General features: G+C 61.4%; 16 protein-coding genes. 9 read left to right on the forward strand and 7 right to left on the reverse strand.

What is annotated here, in order from left to right; translation table 11 throughout:
• Window positions 1-21: 21 nt before the first annotated feature.
• Both gatA and gatC read right to left on the reverse strand, forming a co-directional pair.
• Complete coding sequence (gatA, locus tag D0544_RS00860) at window positions 22-1,479, reverse strand: Asp-tRNA(Asn)/Glu-tRNA(Gln) amidotransferase subunit GatA (protein ID WP_125013924.1); 1,458 nt, start codon at window positions 1,477-1,479, stop codon at window positions 22-24.
• A 38-nt stretch (window positions 1,480-1,517) separates the two neighbouring features.
• A complete protein-coding gene (gatC, locus tag D0544_RS00865) occupies window positions 1,518-1,805 on the reverse strand; it encodes an Asp-tRNA(Asn)/Glu-tRNA(Gln) amidotransferase subunit GatC (protein ID WP_125013926.1) in 288 nt (95 codons plus the stop codon).
• Between the two features lie 263 nt (window positions 1,806-2,068).
• Here gatC and D0544_RS00870 point away from each other — a divergent pair, with 263 nt between their 5' ends.
• From D0544_RS00870 to tldD, 8 genes are all read left to right on the forward strand, one after another.
• The gene (locus tag D0544_RS00870) at window positions 2,069-3,106 is read left to right on the forward strand and encodes a rod shape-determining protein (RefSeq protein WP_125013928.1); all 1,038 of its coding nucleotides are present in this window, start codon (window positions 2,069-2,071) and stop codon (window positions 3,104-3,106) included.
• A 106-nt stretch (window positions 3,107-3,212) separates the two neighbouring features.
• Window positions 3,213-4,073, forward strand: a complete 861-nt coding sequence (gene mreC, locus D0544_RS00875; protein WP_207905822.1) for a rod shape-determining protein MreC — start codon at window positions 3,213-3,215, stop codon at window positions 4,071-4,073.
• The gene (mreD, locus tag D0544_RS00880; RefSeq protein WP_125013932.1) at window positions 4,066-4,554 is read left to right on the forward strand and encodes a rod shape-determining protein MreD; all 489 of its coding nucleotides are present in this window, start codon (window positions 4,066-4,068) and stop codon (window positions 4,552-4,554) included. The genes mreC and mreD overlap by 8 nt, the downstream gene beginning before the upstream one ends.
• Window positions 4,555-4,581: 27 nt before the next feature.
• A complete protein-coding gene (locus D0544_RS00885) occupies window positions 4,582-5,172 on the forward strand; it encodes a Maf family protein (protein ID WP_125013934.1) in 591 nt (196 codons plus the stop codon).
• A 27-nt stretch (window positions 5,173-5,199) separates the two neighbouring features.
• A complete protein-coding gene (gene rng, locus D0544_RS00890) occupies window positions 5,200-6,660 on the forward strand; it encodes a ribonuclease G (protein ID WP_125013936.1) in 1,461 nt (486 codons plus the stop codon).
• Between the two features lie 36 nt (window positions 6,661-6,696).
• Window positions 6,697-10,581, forward strand: a complete 3,885-nt coding sequence (locus D0544_RS00895) for a YhdP family protein (RefSeq protein ID WP_125013938.1) — start codon at window positions 6,697-6,699, stop codon at window positions 10,579-10,581.
• A 34-nt stretch (window positions 10,582-10,615) separates the two neighbouring features.
• Entirely contained in the window at window positions 10,616-11,488 is an 873-nt protein-coding gene (locus D0544_RS00900; RefSeq protein WP_125013940.1) for a carbon-nitrogen hydrolase family protein, read from the forward strand.
• 10 nt (window positions 11,489-11,498) lie between these two features.
• Window positions 11,499-12,938, forward strand: a complete 1,440-nt coding sequence (gene tldD / locus D0544_RS00905; protein WP_125013942.1) for a metalloprotease TldD — start codon at window positions 11,499-11,501, stop codon at window positions 12,936-12,938.
• 49 nt (window positions 12,939-12,987) lie between these two features.
• Here tldD and yjgA read toward each other — a convergent pair whose 3' ends face one another.
• Window positions 12,988-13,515, reverse strand: coding sequence for a ribosome biogenesis factor YjgA (gene yjgA, locus D0544_RS00910; protein ID WP_125013944.1), 528 nt, complete (start codon window positions 13,513-13,515; stop codon window positions 12,988-12,990).
• Window positions 13,516-13,663: 148 nt separating this feature from the next.
• Here yjgA and pmbA point away from each other — a divergent pair, with 148 nt between their 5' ends.
• Window positions 13,664-15,022 (forward strand): metalloprotease PmbA, encoded by a 1,359-nt coding sequence (gene pmbA, locus D0544_RS00915; protein ID WP_125013946.1) that lies wholly within the window; start codon window positions 13,664-13,666, stop codon window positions 15,020-15,022.
• Between the two features lie 7 nt (window positions 15,023-15,029).
• Here pmbA and D0544_RS00920 read toward each other — a convergent pair whose 3' ends face one another.
• The 4 genes from D0544_RS00920 to hpf all read right to left on the reverse strand — a co-directional run bounded on the left by D0544_RS00920 (window position 15,030) and on the right by hpf (window position 17,062).
• Entirely contained in the window at window positions 15,030-15,299 is a 270-nt protein-coding gene (locus D0544_RS00920) for an HPr family phosphocarrier protein (RefSeq protein WP_125013948.1), read from the reverse strand.
• 11 nt (window positions 15,300-15,310) lie between these two features.
• The gene (gene rapZ, locus D0544_RS00925; RefSeq protein ID WP_125013950.1) at window positions 15,311-16,177 is read right to left on the reverse strand and encodes an RNase adapter RapZ; all 867 of its coding nucleotides are present in this window, start codon (window positions 16,175-16,177) and stop codon (window positions 15,311-15,313) included.
• A 132-nt stretch (window positions 16,178-16,309) separates the two neighbouring features.
• Window positions 16,310-16,765 carry a PTS IIA-like nitrogen regulatory protein PtsN gene (ptsN, locus tag D0544_RS00930; protein WP_125013952.1) on the reverse strand — a complete coding sequence of 152 codons (456 nt, stop codon included), beginning with the start codon at window positions 16,763-16,765 and terminating at the stop codon, window positions 16,310-16,312.
• A gap of 9 nt (window positions 16,766-16,774) precedes the next feature.
• Window positions 16,775-17,062, reverse strand: coding sequence for a ribosome hibernation-promoting factor, HPF/YfiA family (gene hpf / locus D0544_RS00935; RefSeq protein ID WP_125013954.1), 288 nt, complete (start codon window positions 17,060-17,062; stop codon window positions 16,775-16,777).
• Between the last annotated feature and the right edge of the window lie 110 nt (window positions 17,063-17,172).

Consider the following 17,172-nt stretch of genomic DNA (forward strand, 5'->3'; position numbering starts at 1 on the left):
CGCCCGGGGCGAACGTCTCTGTTATGCGTCGGCGCTGGCCGGTGCCTGCTGGTGCCAGTCGGTCGCCTGCTGGAAGCGGTGGGCGATATTGAGCAGGCGTGCTTCGCTGAAATAGTTGCCGATCAGTTGCAGGCCGACGGGGCGTCCTGCGGATTGGCCGGCGGGGATGCTCATTCCGGGCAGTCCGGCCAGGTTGGTCGACAGGGTATAGATGTCGGACAGATACATGGCGACCGGATCGTCCGACTTCTCGCCCAGGTTAAAGGCGGGGGTAGGGGCGGTGGGGCCGACGATGACGTCCACCTGCCCAAAAGCAGAGACAAAATCATTTTTGATCAGGCGCCGGATCTTTTGCGCCTGGATGTAGTAGGCGTCGTAGTAACCGGCGGAGAGCGCGTAGCTACCCACCAGGATTCGACGCTTTACCTCGGCCCCGAAGCCTTCGCCGCGGGAGCGGGTGTAAAGGTCCTCGAGATCGGTGGGGTTGTCGCAGCGGTAGCCGTAGCGGACCCCGTCGAAGCGCGACAGGTTGGAGGAGGCTTCGGCCGGGGCGATCACGTAGTAGGCGGGCACCGACAGCTGCGAGTTGGGCAGGCTAATCTCGGTCACCCTGGCCCCCAGTTTTTCCAACTCGGCGATGGCGTCGCGGATGCACTGCTCTACGCCACTGTCGAGGCCGTCGGCGAAGAACTCGCGGGGAATACCGATGCGCAGCCCATCGAGAGAGTCGTTGAGGCGGGCGCTGTAATCCTCAACCGGCTGGTCGACGCTGGTGGAGTCCTTGGGGTCGAGGCCCGCCATCGCCTGCAGCAGCAGAGCAGCGTCCTCGGAGGTGCGGGCCATGGGGCCGGCCTGGTCGAGGCTGGAGGCGTAGGCGATCATGCCCCAGCGGGAGACCCTTCCGTAGGTGGGTTTGATACCGGTGATACCGCAGTGGGAGGCGGGCTGGCGGATGGAACCGCCGGTGTCGGTGCCGGTGGCCGCGGGCGTCAGGCGCGCCGCCACGGCAGCAGCGGAGCCACCGGAGGAGCCGCCGGCAATGGCCGCGGTATCCCAGGGGTTTTTCACCGCACCGTAGTAGCTGTTTTCATTGGAGGAGCCCATGGCGAACTCATCCATATTGGTCTTGCCCAGCAGCACGGTGCCGGCCGCTGCCAGGTTGGCAGTCACCGTTGACTCGTAGGGGGCGATGAAGTTGTCGAGCATGCGTGAGCCGGCACTGGTGCGGATCCCCTGGGTGCAGAAGATATCCTTGTGGGCGATCGGGATCCCGGTTAGGGGCGCCGCGTTTCCGCTCTGGATACGCTGGTCGGCAGCGGCCGCATCCGCCATGGCGCGCTCTTCGGTGACGCTGATGAAACTGTTGAACTGGTTGTCCAGCCGCTGGATACGATCCAGGTAGTGGCGGGTCAGCTCCTGGCTGCTGAACTCGCCGGCGGCCAGGGCGCGGGAGAGCTCTGCGATGGTCTTGTTGTGCATTGCGTTAAGGGTCCTGAAATCGGAGGGCTTCAAAGGGGTCAGTCGATCACCTTGGGAACCAGGTAGAGGCCGGCTTCGGTAGCCGGGGCGATCTGCTGGTAGGCGTCGCGTTGATCGGTTTCGGTGACCTGGTCGACACGCAGTCGTTGTACGGCGTCCAGCGGGTGCGCCAGGGGGGCTACCTGGGCGGTGTCGACCGCCTGCATCTGGTCGACCAGTTGCAGGATATCGCTCAGGGTGGTGGAGGTCTTTTCGATATCGCTCTCGTCGATCGAGAGTCGTGCAAGGTGTGCGATGCGCTTTACATCTTCACGGTCGAGGGCCATGGCGGTTCTCCGTCGTCGCAGCAACAGGCTGGGATCTGATAGGGGAAGGTAAAGGGCAGCATTGTACCCCGATTTTTCGTTGCTTGTCCCCTGTGTAGGGTGTTGGCGTATAAAAGCCGGGATCTACCATCGGCTTGCGTATAAGGCGGGAGAAAACAGGCGCTAATACACAAGATTATCGAGCAGTTGTTGCTCTATTACGCAGGCGTTGATAGAGTTTGCTGCACTCCGGAAATCTTTGTTCTTATTAGGATTATCAGCTGATGTTTAAAAAATTGCGGGGCCTGTTCTCCAGCGATCTTTCCATTGATCTGGGAACTGCCAATACCCTGATCTACGTTCGCGATAAAGGGATCGTGTTGAATGAGCCCTCGGTCGTCGCCATCCGACACCATGGTAACCAGAAAAGTGTGGCGGCGGTGGGTGCAGACGCCAAGCGCATGCTGGGTCGTACCCCTGGAAATATCTCTGCGATCCGTCCGATGAAGGACGGTGTCATCGCCGATTTCAATGTTACCGAGAAGATGTTGCAGCACTTTATTAACCGGGTTCACGAAGGCAGCTTTATGCAGCCCAGTCCGCGGGTGCTGGTGTGCGTGCCCTGCAAGTCGACCCAGGTAGAGCGTCGAGCGATTCGAGAGTCCGCCCTGGGGGCGGGTGCCCGTGAGGTCTATTTGATTGAGGAGCCCATGGCGGCGGCCATCGGTGCCGGACTGCCGGTTGAGGAGGCGCAAGGCTCCATGGTGGTGGATATCGGTGGTGGCACCACCGAGATCGCCATTATCTCCCTCAACGGGGTGGTTTACTCCGAGTCGGTTCGAGTGGGCGGAGACCGCTTCGATGAGGCGATTGTTACCTATGTGCGTCGTAACTACGGTAGCCTGATCGGTGACTCCACCGCGGAGCGGATCAAGCAGGAAGTGGGCTGTGCCTATCCGGGTGAAGAGGTTCGCGAGATCGATGTTCGGGGTCGTAACCTGGCCGAGGGAGTTCCGCGCAGCTTCACCCTCAACAGCAACGAAATTCTCGACGCCCTGCAGGAGTCCCTGGCGGCCATCGTTCAGGCGGTCAAGAGTGCCCTCGAGCAGTCCCCCCCTGAGCTGGCATCGGATATCGCCACCCGCGGTCTGGTACTGACCGGCGGCGGTGCCCTGCTGCGTGACCTCGATCGCCTGCTCAGCGAAGAGACCGGCCTGCCGGTGATCGTCGCGGAAGATCCGCTGACCTGTGTGGCCCGAGGAGGAGGTCGCGCCCTCGAGATCATGGATCAGCACGCTGCAGATCTGCTCTCCACGGAGTGATTCGGCCTGGGTGCTGTCCGGCGTCCAGCCCTTGGTTGGGCGCCGTTTCTGTTTTTCGAGGTAATATCATCTTCGCGTAATTTGTCGGGAGCTGGACATTAAACCCATCTTTACCAAGGGCCCCTCGGTCGCAACTCGTGTTGTGCTTCTGGCGATATTGTCGCTGGGGTTGATGGTAGTGGATCACCGTTACTCTTACCTGGAAACGACCCGTGCCTGGCTCAGCCTGCTGGTGACGCCGGTGCAGTGGATGGCCAATGTGCCTGCCAGCCTGTGGCAGGGCGTTAGCGATGCCATCAAAACCCGCGGCGACCTGGAGCAGGAGAACAGCAGCCTGCGCACCGAGAACATGGTGCTGGAGCGCCGCCTGCAGAAGCTGGCAGCGCTGACCGCCGAGAACGTTCGTTTGCGAGAGCTGCTCAACTCTTCAGCGCTGCTCGATGATCGTGTACTGGTTGCGGAGCTGATCGGGGTCGATCCGGATCCCTACCGCCATCAGGTGGTGGTCAACAAAGGCTCCCGTGACGGGGTCTTTGTGGGACAGCCGGTGCTTGATGCGGAGGGGTTGTTTGGCCAGGTGATTGAAGTGAGCCCCCTGATGAGCCGTGTGCTGCTGATCTCCGACAATAGCCACAGCCTGCCGGTCAAGGTGAACCGTAATGGCGTTCGCGCGATTGCCAGCGGCACCGGACAGCTGGATGAGTTGATCCTGCGCCATGTCCCCAACACCGCCGAGATTGTGGAAGGTGACCTCCTGATCAGCTCGGGACTGGGGCAGCGCTTTCCCAGCGGATACCCGGTGGGAACCGTGGTGTCGGTGGTCCATGATCCCGGTCGGCCTTTCGCCTTTGTCAAGGTTCGCCCCAGTGCCCGACTCAACCGCAGCAGTCACCTGCTGTTGGTGTTTACCGAGCGCCCTCATCCGGTAGTCAGTGGCACGCCACCCAAGGAGCCGGTTGATGAGTGAGCAGAGGCCCCGCGGCGGGATGGTTATCCTGTTGAGCTTTGTGGCCGCCCTGTTGCTGGCGGTCATCCCCCTCCCGGGATGGGGGGTGCTGGTGCGCCCGGAGTGGGTGGCGCTGGTGGCGATCTACTGGGTGCTGGCGCTCCCCGAGCGGATTGGCGTGGGCTGGGCCTGGAGTGCCGGCCTCATGCTGGATGTCATTCAGGGTACCCTGCTGGGCCAGAATGCGTTGGGCATGGTGGTGGTGGCCTACATCATGATGCGCCTGCACCGGCGCATGCGGATGTTCCCGTTGCCACAGCAGTCGCTGATCGTGTTTGTTGCCATAGGGCTCTACCAGATGGTGGCCCTATGGGTTCGCAGTGTCACGGGGGCGGTGGCCCCGGACCTCAGCTTCCTGTTGCCAGCGATCTCCAGTGCGGTTATCTGGCCCTGGTTATTCCTGATCCTGCGTGACCTGCGGCGTCGCTTTCGAATTAACTGAACCGCCTGTTCCTAACGGAGGGAAGCCATGACCTCAGCCTCGCTTTACCTGGCCTCCAATTCGCCACGTCGCCGCGAGCTGCTGCGCCAGATCGGCGTCAGCTTCGAGTCCCTGTCGGTTGAGATCGATGAGACCCCGCTGGCCGGCGAGGTGCCCGAAGATTACGTTGTGCGCATGGCGCAGGAGAAGGTAAGGGCAGCGCTATCTGAGCGTCCCCACGCCTCCCCGCTACCGGTCCTGTGCGCCGATACCACGGTCGTACTGGGCGACAGGATCCTGGGCAAGCCCGCTTGCCGGGAGGAGGCGGTCAGCATGCTGCTGGCCCTGTCGGGTCGGGAACACCGGGTGCTGACGGCGGTCGCGATCAGCGATGGGGGATCTGTGCAGACTCGCCTCATTGCCACCCGGGTCTGGTTCGGAGCGGTAACCGAATCCCTGGCGCAGCGCTATTGGGACAGTGGTGAGGCGGCCGATAAAGCCGGCAGCTACGGCATCCAGGGCAAAGGTGCCCTCTTTGTTCAGCGCATCGAGGGTAGCTACAGCGCTGTGGTGGGGTTGCCGTTGGCGGAAACCGCAGAGCTATTGGCGCAGTTTGGAGTGCCCTATTGGGTATACTAAAGGGATTAACAGTAATCGGGTGCTTCCATGAGTGAAGAGATACTGATGAACATCACGCCGATGGAATCGCGCGTGGCGGTGGTGGAAAATGGGGTGCTGCAGGAGGTCTACATAGAGCGACCCCAGAAGCGTGGCCTGGTGGGTAATATCTATAAGGGCAAGGTGGTCCGGGTGCTGCCGGGCATGCAGGCCGCCTTTGTGGATATTGGCCTGGAGCGGGCGGCCTTTATCCACGCCAGTGAGATTGGTCGCAAGGGCGAGGCAACGGAAGAACTCCCCATCAACCAGCTGGTCCACGATGGCCAATCCCTGGTTGTGCAGGTCACCAAGGACCCGCTGGGCACCAAGGGGGCCAGGCTCACCACCCATATTTCCATTCCGGCTCGCTATCTGGTGTTGATGCCCGATTCGAACCATGTCGGCATCTCCCTGCGCATTGAGCAGCCCGAGGAGCGGGACCGGCTTAAGGCCCTGGTGGAAAATGCCCTGGCAGGCCTCGGGGAGGGAACCGAGGCGGGTTTTATCCTGCGCACGGCGGCTGAGGGTGTGGGGGAGCCGGAGGTGGTGGCCGATATCCGCTACCTGCAGCGGTTGTGGAAGACGATCTCCGAGACCATCAAGTCGGGCAAGGCCCCCGCCAATGTCTATGAGGACCTGCCGCTGCATCTGCGTACCCTGCGGGACCTGGCGGAGCCCGATATCGAGAAGATCCGTATCGACTCCCGCGAAACCTTCCAGAAGGTGGAAAAGTTTGTCGACAAGCTGCTCCCCGAGGTGAAGGGGCGGGTGGAGTATTACCCGGGTGAGCGCCCCATTTTTGACCTCTACAGTGTGGAAGATGAGATCCAGAAGGCGTTGGGTCGTAAAGTACAGCTCAAGTCAGGGGGTTACCTGATCATCGACCAGACCGAGGCGATGACCACCATCGACGTCAACACGGGTGGCTTCGTGGGGCACCGTAACCTGGAGGAGACGATCTTCAAGACCAACCTCGAGGCCGCCACGGCCATTGCCCGCCAGCTGCGCTTGAGGAACCTCGGGGGCATTATCATCCTCGACTTTATCGATATGGATGACCCCGAGCACCAGCGCCAGGTGCTGCGCACCCTGGAAAAGGCGATGGAGAGGGATCACGCCAAAACCAACATCACCGGCGTTTCCGAGCTGGGGCTGGTGGAGATGACCCGCAAGCGGACCCGCGAAAGCCTGGAGAACGTGCTCTGCGAAAGCTGCCCCACCTGTGAAGGGCGGGGCACCCTGAAGACCGCCGATACCGTCTGCTACGAGGTGTTTCGCGAGATTCTGCGGGAGGCTCGGGCCTACGACAGTGAGTCCTACCTGGTGCGGGCGTCGCAGTCGGTAGTGGACCGGCTGCTGGATGAGGAGTCGGGCAATGTGGCGGACCTGGAGGAGTTCATCAACCGCCCCATCAAATTTCAGGTTGAGCCCATGTACTCCCAGGAGCAGTTTGATGTGGTGTTGCTATAGAATAATCGGCGGTGCCCCTGCCGCGCCGGGCATGCAATGATGAAACGATTTGCCCTCCATCTCTCACGCAGTACCTGGTTTGTCGCCCTGGCGCTGGCCCTGTTACTGGGTGCCTACCTTGTGGCTGGACGCCTGCTGTTACCCTTTCTGGAAAACTATCGGGGGGAGCTCGAAGCGGAGCTTTCCCGACAGCTGGGTGCCCAGGTGTCCATCGAGTCTCTGGAGGGGCAGTTCAGGGGGTTTAACCCGGCCCTGGTGGCCGGTCAGGTCACGATCGCTCCCAGAGCCTCAAAGGAGGGGGTGAGCGCGAACATTTTGCTGGCATCCTTGTCGGTGGAGCTGGACTTTTTTGGCTCGCTGCGGGCCCGCAGCCCTTCGGTGCGGGAGTTACTGATTGAGGGACTTGAGCTCTACCTGGCAGAGAACGAGGAGGGGCAGTGGTCCCTCGCGGGCTGGGAGCCGAGCGCGGAATCCGGTTCCGAACAGCCCCCCCTGACCGAATGGCTATCGGTCTTTGTCCAACAGGTGGAGCGGCAGGATCATATCCAGCTCATCGACAGTCGGGTTCAGTTGCAACCCTGGCAGGCAGCGGCTCGCACCATCGACCGGCTGCAACTGGACCTGGTGGACCTGCCGCAGGGGAAAATCCAGCTCGAGCTGCGTGGCCGGGTCGGTTTCCAGCAGCGGCTGCACCTGACGGCCACCCTTGAGGGCGATTACAGTGACCTCTCCCAGCTGCGGCTCAATGCCTATCTGGGGGGGGACATGCTGGCGCTGGGGCCCTTGGCCCGGGAGGTGCTGGATCCGCGGGTGCGCGCCCTCAGCCTCAAACCCTCATTGTGGTTGAGCTGGGATGGCCAGCGCTGGGTGGCTCGGGGGAATATGGATGTCGGGCGGCTGCAGTTTGAACTCGATGGTCGTGAACAGGTGCTGACTGACCTGGGGGTTGAGTTAGCCGCTGATTACCGACCCGGTGATCAGTGGCGCCTGTGGCTGCAAGAGATCCACTTTGCCATGGGAGGCTACCAGTGGCCGCGCACCGACCTGTACCTGGAGGGGGATACGGACGGAGCAGTCACCCTGGGTGTTCCCGAGCTCGATCTGGATCAAATAAAAGCGCTGCTGCTGGGTAATGCCCTGCTCAGCAAGCTCCCCCTCGATCTGCTCTCGACCCTCAACCCCTCGGGGACGCTCGAGCGGGTGCGCTTGCACTACCTGCCGCAGCAGGAGGATTTTGAGGTCAGCGCTCATCTGGTGGATGTGGCGGTGGATGCCTGGCGCAGCGCACCCTCTGGCAAGGGTATCAATGCCTTTGTTCGCGCCTCCCGCGAGTCAGGCTACATCAAACTGGATTCCAGCCAGTTTACCCTGGGCCTGACCAAGCTGTTTCGGGAGCCCTGGCACTACCGCAAAGCCCAAGGGTTCCTGTACTGGGAGATCGCCGATAACCAGTACTCACTGATGACCGAAAATATCCACCTTGAGGGTGATGAGGGGGAGGTGCACGGTCAGTTCCGTCTCGATATTCCTTTCGACGAGCGTCCGATCGCCATGGGCTTGCAGGCGGGGATTCGCAATGGCGACGCACGCTTTGCGGGCAAGTATCTACCGGTGGGGGACAGTGGGCTCAGCGAAGCTCTGGTGGCCTGGCTCGACCGCGGGCTGGTGGCGGGTTCGATTCGTGAGGGTGCTTTCATGATGAATGGCGTCCTCGAGGATGTGGATAACGATAATGACTTCAGTGTTGGCCTGTTTTTCGATGTGGAACAGGCGACCGTTGATTACGCCCCCGACTGGCCCGCCGCCGAGGAAGTTGATGCGCTGGTGGTGATTAACGACAGTGCCGTTCGAGTAGACAGCACCAGCGCCCGGATTTGGGGAGCACCGGTTGAGTCGTTGCAGGTGCGGGTTCCCCGCACCGTCCGGGGAGGCGTGCCTCTGCTGAGTGTTGAGGGCAAGGCCTCGAGCAGCAGTGCCACCGCATTGCGGTTGCTGCGTGAGACGCCGATCGCGACCCTGCTGGGCGGCGCTGCCGACGACTGGCGGCTTGAGGGGGATCTGGCGGTGGATCTCGACCTGAAGATCCCCCTGGGTGAGGGCGAGGACCGCTATCGGGTGGAGGTAGGGTTCGATAACAACCGCTTCGAGCTGGTGCCGCTGAAACTGGCGCTGGAGTCGCTGAAGGGCCGCTTGCGTTACGACACGGCTAGCGGCTTAACCAGTGACAACTTGAAACTGAAACTGCTGGGAGAGCCGGCAACCCTTAAGGCGGTGCCGACACAGCAGGACAACCAGTTCGCCCGCTTCAGCTTCTCGGGCACCCTGGTGCTCGAGCGACTGTACCAGTGGCTGGAGCAACTTCAGGGTCAGTCCTCGCTGATCCAGCTGGCCCGCGAGCAGATCACCGGGGTGACCCCTTATCGGGGGGGAGTGGTGATTGAGCGCAAGGGGGAGCGTGTCGTTTCGCGGACCGATATCCTGACCCAGCTGCAGGGGGTGGAGGTCCACCTTCCGGCACCACTGGGCAAACCCCCCTCGACCTCACAGCGACTGCAGGTGAGCGTCGAGGAGGCTGGCGAGATGCGAATCGGTTGGCGCTATGGATCCCTGTTGGCGGGCCGGGTGCTCAGTCGCGATGGGCGCGTGCCGGGTGGGGCCATCACTTTCGGAGAGGGTAACCCGGTACTGCCCCCCAACCCTGAAGCCTGGGTAGTGGGTGGTCGCATTGAGCAACTGGCACTGGAGGAGTGGCTGGAGTGGTCGGCCCCCCTGCAGCAGAGCGCTCCCGCCTCACCGGAGGTAGGGGTACCCCTGCGCATCGAAAAACTGCAGTTGGGTGTGTTGCAGGCCTTTGACCAGCAGTTTGAAGCGCTCGAGGTGGAGGGAGAGTTGTCGGCGGCTACCAAGTCGCTGAGCATTGAGTCGCCCAAACTCAGCGGGGAGCTGTCGATGACGACCCCGCAAGCCCCCCTCAGTGTCAGCCTGCAGCGTCTCTATCTTGGGGCGCAGGAGGTTGCGCCGGAGCCCCTCCCGGGTGAGGCTACGCCTGCGGCCGAGCCGGAAGTGGCGCCGGACCCCCTGCAAACACTCAACCCGGCTGAGTTACCGTCGCTCAACCTCTCCATTGCTGACCTGCGTTTCGGTGATGTGCCCTGGGGCAATATCGCCACCCAGGTTCGCCCCTTCGAACAGGGCGTTCGCTTCAACCAGGTCGCCGGCACCGTGCGGGGGATCAACCTGAAGGGGAGTCTGGAGTGGCAGTATGCGGATGGGGTCCACCGCACGCTGACAGAGGGCTCCCTGTTCTCCACCGATGTGGGTGGCGTGCTGGAAAGCTGGGGCGTGACCCGTTACGCAGAGGCGAGTAAGGGCGCTTATGACTTTGATATGCAGTGGCCCGGTAGTCCGGCGGCCTTCAAGGTGGCGCGCCTTGATGGCTGGGTTAAGGGGGGCATGGAGAAGGGCCGTTACCTGGGGGGTGGCCAGGCCGGTGCCCTGCGGGTATTTGGAGTGTTGAACGTCAACACCATTACCCGGCGCCTGCAGCTGGACTTTTCTGACCTGTTTTCATCAGGGGTTGCCTTTGACAAAACCCGTATCGACCTGGGCTTCGATGGGGGTCTGATTAGCACTCGCTCCCCTGCGCGGGTGGAGGGACCTGGCTCCAACTTCCGCTTAAACGGCAGCGTCGATTTGAACCAGGATCTGGTGGATGCCGAGCTGGTGGTCACCTTGCCCTTGACGGCCAACCTGCCCCTGCTGGGGCTACTGTTGGCCAATCCCGTGGTGGGAGGGGGGCTGTTTGTGTTCGATAAGCTGCTGGGGGACCAGGTACAACAATTTGCCAGCGTGAAGTACAGTATTGAAGGTAATGCCAATAACCCGAGCGTTAAAGTGGAACGACTTTTCGGTCGCCAGTAGAGACCGTTGAACCACTGGCCGAGAGGAGCCGTAGATGAAAGCGTGCCGAGTAGCCCTGCTGCAGATGAGCTCCGGGGTGGACCTGGAAACCAATATGGGGACGGTGGAGCAGGCCCTTAAGGAGGCGGCCGCCCAGGGCGCTGAGCTGGTGGTGTTGCCGGAGTGCGTGGCCAGCTTCGGTGGGGGCAAGGTGAGCCGGGCCGTAGAGCAGGTTCGCCAGGGGGCGGTTCGGCAACGCCTGGGGGCGCTTTGTGCGACCCACGCACTCTGGCTGGTGGCCGGCACCTTGCCCGTGGTTGATGCCGCCAGCGGGGATCCGCGCGCCTTCTCTCGCTGTTTCGTATTTGACAGCCGGGGGCAGGAGGTGAGTTACTATGACAAGATCCATCTGTTTGATGTGGATGTGGCCGATACCACAGGCCGCTACCGGGAGTCTTCGGACTACCAGCCCGGCCGGCACCTGACGCTGATCGATACCCCCTGGGGGCGTTTGGCGCCCCTGGTTTGTTACGATCTCCGCTTCCCCGAACTCTTCAGGGCGCTGGCGCTTCAGGGTGCCGAGATATTCAGCTTGCCCTCGGCCTTTACCGCAGTGACCGGGCAGGCGCACTGGGAACCCCTGATCCGTGCCAGGGCGATCGAAAATGGTGCCTATCTACTGGCGGCCAACCAGTGTGGCCAGCAGGGGGCAAGGGCTACCTGGGGCCACTCGATGGTGGTGGACCCCTGGGGCAAACTGTGTGGCAGTGCAGGGAGCACTCCCCAGCTGCTGGTGGTTGACCTGGAACCCGCCATCCTGCAGCAGGCTCGCCAGTCGATACCCAGCCTGCAACACCATCAACTGCCACCGGGGTGGTACCCATTGCCGACCCGACTCTGGACCCCCAACGGGTCCATCAACGACTAAGAGCTGTACTATGACCGATATTCTGGATACCGCTAAGGAGCGTTTGCTACTGCCGACCGGGCTGTCGGAGCACCACCTTCAAGGGGTGCTCGATAGCATGCTGGGCCGTAATCTGGATGCCGCCGATCTCTATTTCCAAAACTCGCGCCACGAGTCCTGGGTGCTGGATGACGGTATCGTACGCGAGGGTAGTTTTAACGTGGACGGCGGTGTCGGGGTGCGGGCGATTAGCGGGGAGAAGACCGGTTTCGCCTACTCCAACGAGATTGTGCTGCCTGCCCTGCAGCAGGCCGCCGGGGCGGCGCGCAGCATCGCGGCCCAGGGTCAGCAGCGGCAGGTATCGGTATGGCGTCGAAGCCAACCCCTGGACCTGTACGCGCCCGCCAACCCCCTTGATTCCATTGCCCAGCAGGACAAGGTGGATCTGCTGAAGCGTCTGGATGCGGAGGCCCGGGCGCTGGATCCGCGCATTAAAAAGGTGACCGTGGGGCTCTCCGGTTTGTTTGAAACCATCCTGGTGATGGCCAGTGACGGTACCCTGGCCGCCGATGTCCGCCCCCTGGTACGCCTCAACGTCAGTGTCATCGCCGAGCAGGAGGGGCGTCGGGAGCGAGGTTCGAGTGGTGGCGGTGGACGCTGCAGCTATGAGTATTTCCTGCAGGAAGGCAGAGCTTCGCAGTATGCCAGGGAGGCGGTACGCCAGGCGCTGGTGAACCTGGAAGCGGTCCCAGCACCGGCCGGTGCCATGCCGGTGGTGCTGGGGCCTGGTTGGTCCGGGGTGTTGCTTCATGAAGCGGTAGGACACGGCCTGGAGGGAGACTTCAATCGCAAGGGCAGCTCGGCCTACGCCGGGCGCATCGGCGAGCAGGTGGCCTCGTCGCTCTGTACCATCGTCGATGACGGTACCCTGGCCGGTCGCCGGGGCTCCCTGAATATGGACGATGAGGGGACCCCGACCGAGTGCACCATGCTGATCGAGAAGGGGATCCTCAAGGGCTATATGCAGGACAAGCTCAATGCCCGCCTCAGCGGTGGTGCCTCCACCGGCAATGGTCGGCGCGAGTCCTATTCACACCTGCCGATGCCGCGCATGACCAATACCTATATGCTGGCCGGGCAGAGCGATCCCGCAGAGATCATCGCCTCGGTCGAGCGCGGGATCTATACCGCCCACCTCGGGGGCGGCCAGGTCGACATCACCTCGGGCAAGTTTGTCTTCTCCACCAGTGAGGCCTACCTGATCGAAAAGGGACGCATCACGACGCCCATCAAGGGGGCCACCCTGATTGGCAATGGCCCTGAAGCGATGAATCGGGTCAGTATGGTCGGCAATGACCTGGAGCTGGATACCGGTATCGGCGTGTGCGGTAAGGAGGGTCAGTCGGTACCGGTGGGGGTCGGCCAGCCCACCCTGAAGATCGACGAGCTGACCGTCGGCGGGACCGGCTGATACGGGTTGCGGGGTTTTCTGGCCCGGGGGCTTCCCGGGCCGGTGCGCTCTACTCTGCCAACTCCGACTGCTCCCGCAGGTAGCGGAACAGCTTACGGCTGCTGGCGGGAGGCTTTTGTAACTCCAGCTCTTTACGGCTGTTACGGATCAGCTGTCGCAGATACTGAATATCGGCACTGGGGTAGGCCTGCAGATAGGCCTGCAACGCCTCATCACCCTCGCCGATCAGGCGTTCACGCCAGCGCTCGAGCTGGTGAAAAATACGGTTGTATTCGGCGCTGCTGCTGTCCTGGCGATCGACCGCCTTTTGCAGGGGCTCAATATCCTCATCCCGCATCAGTTTGCCAATGAACTGGCGGTGGCGCTTGAGGGCGTTGTTGCTCTTGATGCGGCGCGTCTCCTCCAGCGCCTTACGCAGGCGCTCGCTGATCGGGAGCGCGGCCATCACGTCCGCTTTCAGGTCGAGCAGGCGCATCCCCAGATCCTGCAGTGCATGCATCTCATTCTTGACCTGGGTTTTGCTTTTGTACTCTTCGTCGTCAAACTCAACGGCGTCGTTGTCGTGATCTGGGCGCATGGGAGAGGCTATCGGGGTTCCTGGTGGGTGGGTATCCATTGTAAACCGATCCTCGGAGAATGTCTGTTTTGGTCTAAGCACTTGTTCATGGATACCCGGCAGGTAGAATGGTTCGTTAACCCTTCCCATTTTCAATAGCGTAGCCATTATGACCTCAACCGCCGATACCGCCTCACTCGATCTCTGTCAGGAGCAGCAGCGCCTGCAGCAGCTGGTGGAGGATATTCTCCGTGAAGCGAGAAAAAAAGGGGCGTCCGGAGCCGAGGTGGGTGTCAGCCTGGACAGTGGGCTGACCGCCAGCGTGCGTCGGGGGGAGGTGGATACGGTCGAATTTAATCGCGACCAGGGGTTCGGCATTACCCTCTACTACGGGCAGCGCAAAGGGTCCGCCAGTACCTCGGACAGTAGCCCCCAGGCGATCATCGACACGGTCGAGGCGGCGAGCAATATTGCGCGCTACACCTCTGAAGACCCCTTTGCGGGGCTGGCGGATGCCGAGCTGATGGCCGCCGACCTGCCCGACCTTGACCTCTATCACCCCTGGGAGCTGGAGGTGGAGCAGGCGCTGGAGATCGCTACCCGCTGCGAACAGGCCGGCTTTGAGCGCTCCGACCGGATTACCAATTCGGAGGGTGCCAGCCTCTCTAATCACCAGAGTTGCCGCGTATACGGTAACAGTCATGGCTTTATCGGCAGCTATCTGGCCTCCCGCCAGAGCCTCAGCTGTGTGTTGATCGCCGGAGCCCAGGAGCGGATGCAGCGGGATTACTGGTACTCGGTAGCTCGCCGGGGAGCCGACCTGGAGTCCGCCGAACAGGTTGGTGTTCGTGCCGCCAACCGTACCCTGCAGCGCCTCGATCCCCGCAAGCTAAAAACCTGTCAGGTACCGGTACTTTTTTCATCGGATGTGGCCGGGGGGCTGCTTTCGCACCTGCTGGGCGCGATCAGCGGCTCCAGCCTCTACCGGGAAGCCAGCTTTCTGCTGGGGCAGCTGGATAAGCCCCTGTTTCCGGACTTCGTCACCATCTACGAACAGCCACGCCTGAAGGGAGGGTTGGCCAGTGCCTCTTTTGACAACGATGGCCTGGCCACCTACGACAAGGCGTTTGTGCGTGACGGGGTGCTCTGCAGCTACCTGCTGGGGGTCTACTCAGCGCGTAAACTGGGGATGACCAGCACGGCGAATGCCGGTGGAGTACATAACCTGCGTATCAGCGACAGTGGCCTCGACGAGTCGGCGTTGCTGGCTGAGATGGGTAGCGGTTTGCTGGTGACTGAGCTGCTGGGGCAGGGGGTTAACCTGGTGACCGGGGACTACTCTCGCGGCGCCAGCGGGTTCTGGGTTGAGCAGGGGGTGATCCAGTATCCGGTGTCGGAGATCACCATTGCCGGTAATCTGCGGGACATGTTTGCGAATCTGGTGGCCGTGGGTAACGATGTGGACCGCCGCGGCAATGTGCAAACCGGATCGATCCTGATTGACGGGATGATGGTGGGGGGTAATTAACGGGGCGCTACTCGCCCTCTCCAAAAAAGTCGTTGACCAGGTCGCTGATGGCCTGCAGGGCGCGCTCCTCATCGTCGCCACTGATGCGCAGGGTCAGTTCGGTGCCCTGACTGGCCGCCAGTAGCATGACCGACATGATGCTTTTGCCATCGACCAGACTGTCCCCCTTGCCAACCTCTACTTTGCTGCCAAAGGCGGCCGCAGTGGTGACAAACTTGGAGGCGGCGCGGGCGTGAAGCCCCAGTTTGTTGATGATGGTGATCTTGGTTTCAATCATGGTCGCTGTGTTTATTGTTCTTGTGCCGGGTGCAGTTCACGATGGCGAACCTGGACATTGCTAATTCGCTTGCTGAAACGCTGGGTTAGCTGCTCGCTGATGTACACCGAGCGGTGGTGTCCACCGGTGCAGCCAATCGCAACGGTCATATAGCTGCGGTTTCCCGCCTCGAAGGCCGGTAGCCAGCGCTCCACAAAATCCCCGATATCCACCATCATCTGCTGCACTTCGGGCTGTTCCGCGAGGAACTCCTGCACGGGACTGTCGAGTCCGCTGAAGCCCCTGAGATGAGGGACCCAATAGGGGTTAGGCAAACAGCGTACATCAAATACGTAATCGGCATCAATCGGGATACCGCGCTTGAAACCAAAGGACTGGAACAGCAGGGCCAGGCTGCCATCCTTGCGCCCGGCGACTCGGGTGCGGACCAGATCCCGTAGCTCATGCAACGACAGCGAGCTGGTGTCCAGCGTGAGCTTGGCCCGGTTTTTAAGCGGTGACAGCAACTCGCTTTCGGCGCGGATCGCCTCTTCAAGTGAGCATTTTTCGTTGGACAGGGGGTGACGTCGGCGCGTTTCGCTGAAGCGCTTGAGGAGGGTTGCGGGGTCCGCATCCAGGTAGATCACTTCGCACTGTACGCCGCTCTCTGTGAGCTGGGTAAGGATTTGGGGGAAGCGCTTGAGGTCGGCGTGCATATTGCGCGCGTCGATACTGACGGCGGCGTTCCTGAGCGCCTGCTCCCGGGAGATCTCTTCGGCCAGCGAGCCCAGCAGCCCGGCGGGCATGTTGTCGACACAATAAAAGCCCTGATCCTCCAGCACATGGAGGGCACTACTCTTACCGGATCCGGATCGTCCACTGATAATGACTAGTCGCATGTTGGCTACTTCGCTCGCTGCTCCCTGCATGATACCCCTGGAGTGGGGTAGGAATGTCAGGGGAGATTCTTCCTTAAGGGCTCTGCGCAGTCAGTATATCAGTTGTGTTGGGTACGGTCTGTGGTTTGAGGGTCAGTCGAGGGGGGCAATGGCCATCTGGTAGAGTTCGCTGCTGGTTTTCGCCGTGCGCAGGCGGTTCCGGTAGCTGGCGTTGTCGAGACGGCCAGCCAGTTCCTGCAAAATCGCCAGGTGCTCACTGGTGGCCTCATTGGGTACGACCAGCGCAAAGATGATATCCACCGGTTGGTCGTCCATGGCATCGAAGTCGACCCCGTCGGAAAGCTTGAGCAGTGCGGCAATCGCTTCGGTGCAGGACTCGAGACGACAATGGGGGATAGCGATCCCCTTACCGAACCCGGTACTGCCGAGGCGTTCCCGCTCAATCAGCCCGTTAAACAGCTCTCCCGCTGAAATCTCCTGTCCCGAGTGGGAAAGGGCTTCGGCGAGGGTTTCTAATACGCGTTTTTTGCTGCCGCCTTCCGCAGCACAGAGGCTGCGGTCGGGGCTAAGGAGGGATATGAGGTTCATGGCCAAGGGTTAGCGGGCTAGACTCTTTTCCTTATGTTTCATTAGCTGGCGGTCGAGCTTGTCGGCCAGCATATCAATGGCGGCATACATGTCTTGATGAACGGAAGTGGCATGAATGTCAGCGCCACGTACATGGAGGTTGGCTTCCGCCTTTTGGCCCTCTTTCTCGATGCTGAGGGTAACGTTGACGCTGGTGATGGTGTCAAAATGGCGCTCCAGGCGGTCAACTTTGGTTGCTACATATTCACGCAATGCCTCGGTTACATCAACATGATGTCCACTGATATTGATTTGCATGCGTCTTTCTCCTGATCTGTTTTACGTGATACTGAACCCATCGTGCGATGGACTCATGCGTTTGCCTCTGTTACCGATCATATCCGAGGCTCGATATCTCTATGTTGCCG

Origin of the sequence: Aestuariirhabdus litorea (assembly GCF_003864255.1) — a bacterium.
Classification (GTDB): domain Bacteria; phylum Pseudomonadota; class Gammaproteobacteria; order Pseudomonadales; family Aestuariirhabdaceae; genus Aestuariirhabdus; species Aestuariirhabdus litorea.

What these genes read in the sequence shown, in the direction of transcription:
- gatA (WP_125013924.1), bottom strand. Translation starts at nt 1,479, where the DNA reads ATGCACAACAAGACCATCGCAGAGCTCTCCCGCGCCCTGGCCGCCGGC.
- gatC (WP_125013926.1), bottom strand. Translation starts at nt 1,805, where the DNA reads ATGGCCCTCGACCGTGAAGATGTAAAGCGCATCGCACACCTTGCACGA.
- D0544_RS00870 (WP_125013928.1), top strand. Translation starts at nt 2,069, where the DNA reads ATGTTTAAAAAATTGCGGGGCCTGTTCTCCAGCGATCTTTCCATTGAT.
- mreD (WP_125013932.1), top strand. Translation starts at nt 4,066, where the DNA reads ATGAGTGAGCAGAGGCCCCGCGGCGGGATGGTTATCCTGTTGAGCTTT.
- D0544_RS00885 (WP_125013934.1), top strand. Translation starts at nt 4,582, where the DNA reads ATGACCTCAGCCTCGCTTTACCTGGCCTCCAATTCGCCACGTCGCCGC.
- rng (WP_125013936.1), top strand. Translation starts at nt 5,200, where the DNA reads ATGAGTGAAGAGATACTGATGAACATCACGCCGATGGAATCGCGCGTG.
- D0544_RS00895 (WP_125013938.1), top strand. Translation starts at nt 6,697, where the DNA reads ATGATGAAACGATTTGCCCTCCATCTCTCACGCAGTACCTGGTTTGTC.
- D0544_RS00900 (WP_125013940.1), top strand. Translation starts at nt 10,616, where the DNA reads ATGAAAGCGTGCCGAGTAGCCCTGCTGCAGATGAGCTCCGGGGTGGAC.
- tldD (WP_125013942.1), top strand. Translation starts at nt 11,499, where the DNA reads ATGACCGATATTCTGGATACCGCTAAGGAGCGTTTGCTACTGCCGACC.
- yjgA (WP_125013944.1), bottom strand. Translation starts at nt 13,515, where the DNA reads ATGCGCCCAGATCACGACAACGACGCCGTTGAGTTTGACGACGAAGAG.
- pmbA (WP_125013946.1), top strand. Translation starts at nt 13,664, where the DNA reads ATGACCTCAACCGCCGATACCGCCTCACTCGATCTCTGTCAGGAGCAG.
- D0544_RS00920 (WP_125013948.1), bottom strand. Translation starts at nt 15,299, where the DNA reads ATGATTGAAACCAAGATCACCATCATCAACAAACTGGGGCTTCACGCC.
- rapZ (WP_125013950.1), bottom strand. Translation starts at nt 16,177, where the DNA reads ATGCGACTAGTCATTATCAGTGGACGATCCGGATCCGGTAAGAGTAGT.
- ptsN (WP_125013952.1), bottom strand. Translation starts at nt 16,765, where the DNA reads ATGAACCTCATATCCCTCCTTAGCCCCGACCGCAGCCTCTGTGCTGCG.
- hpf (WP_125013954.1), bottom strand. Translation starts at nt 17,062, where the DNA reads ATGCAAATCAATATCAGTGGACATCATGTTGATGTAACCGAGGCATTG.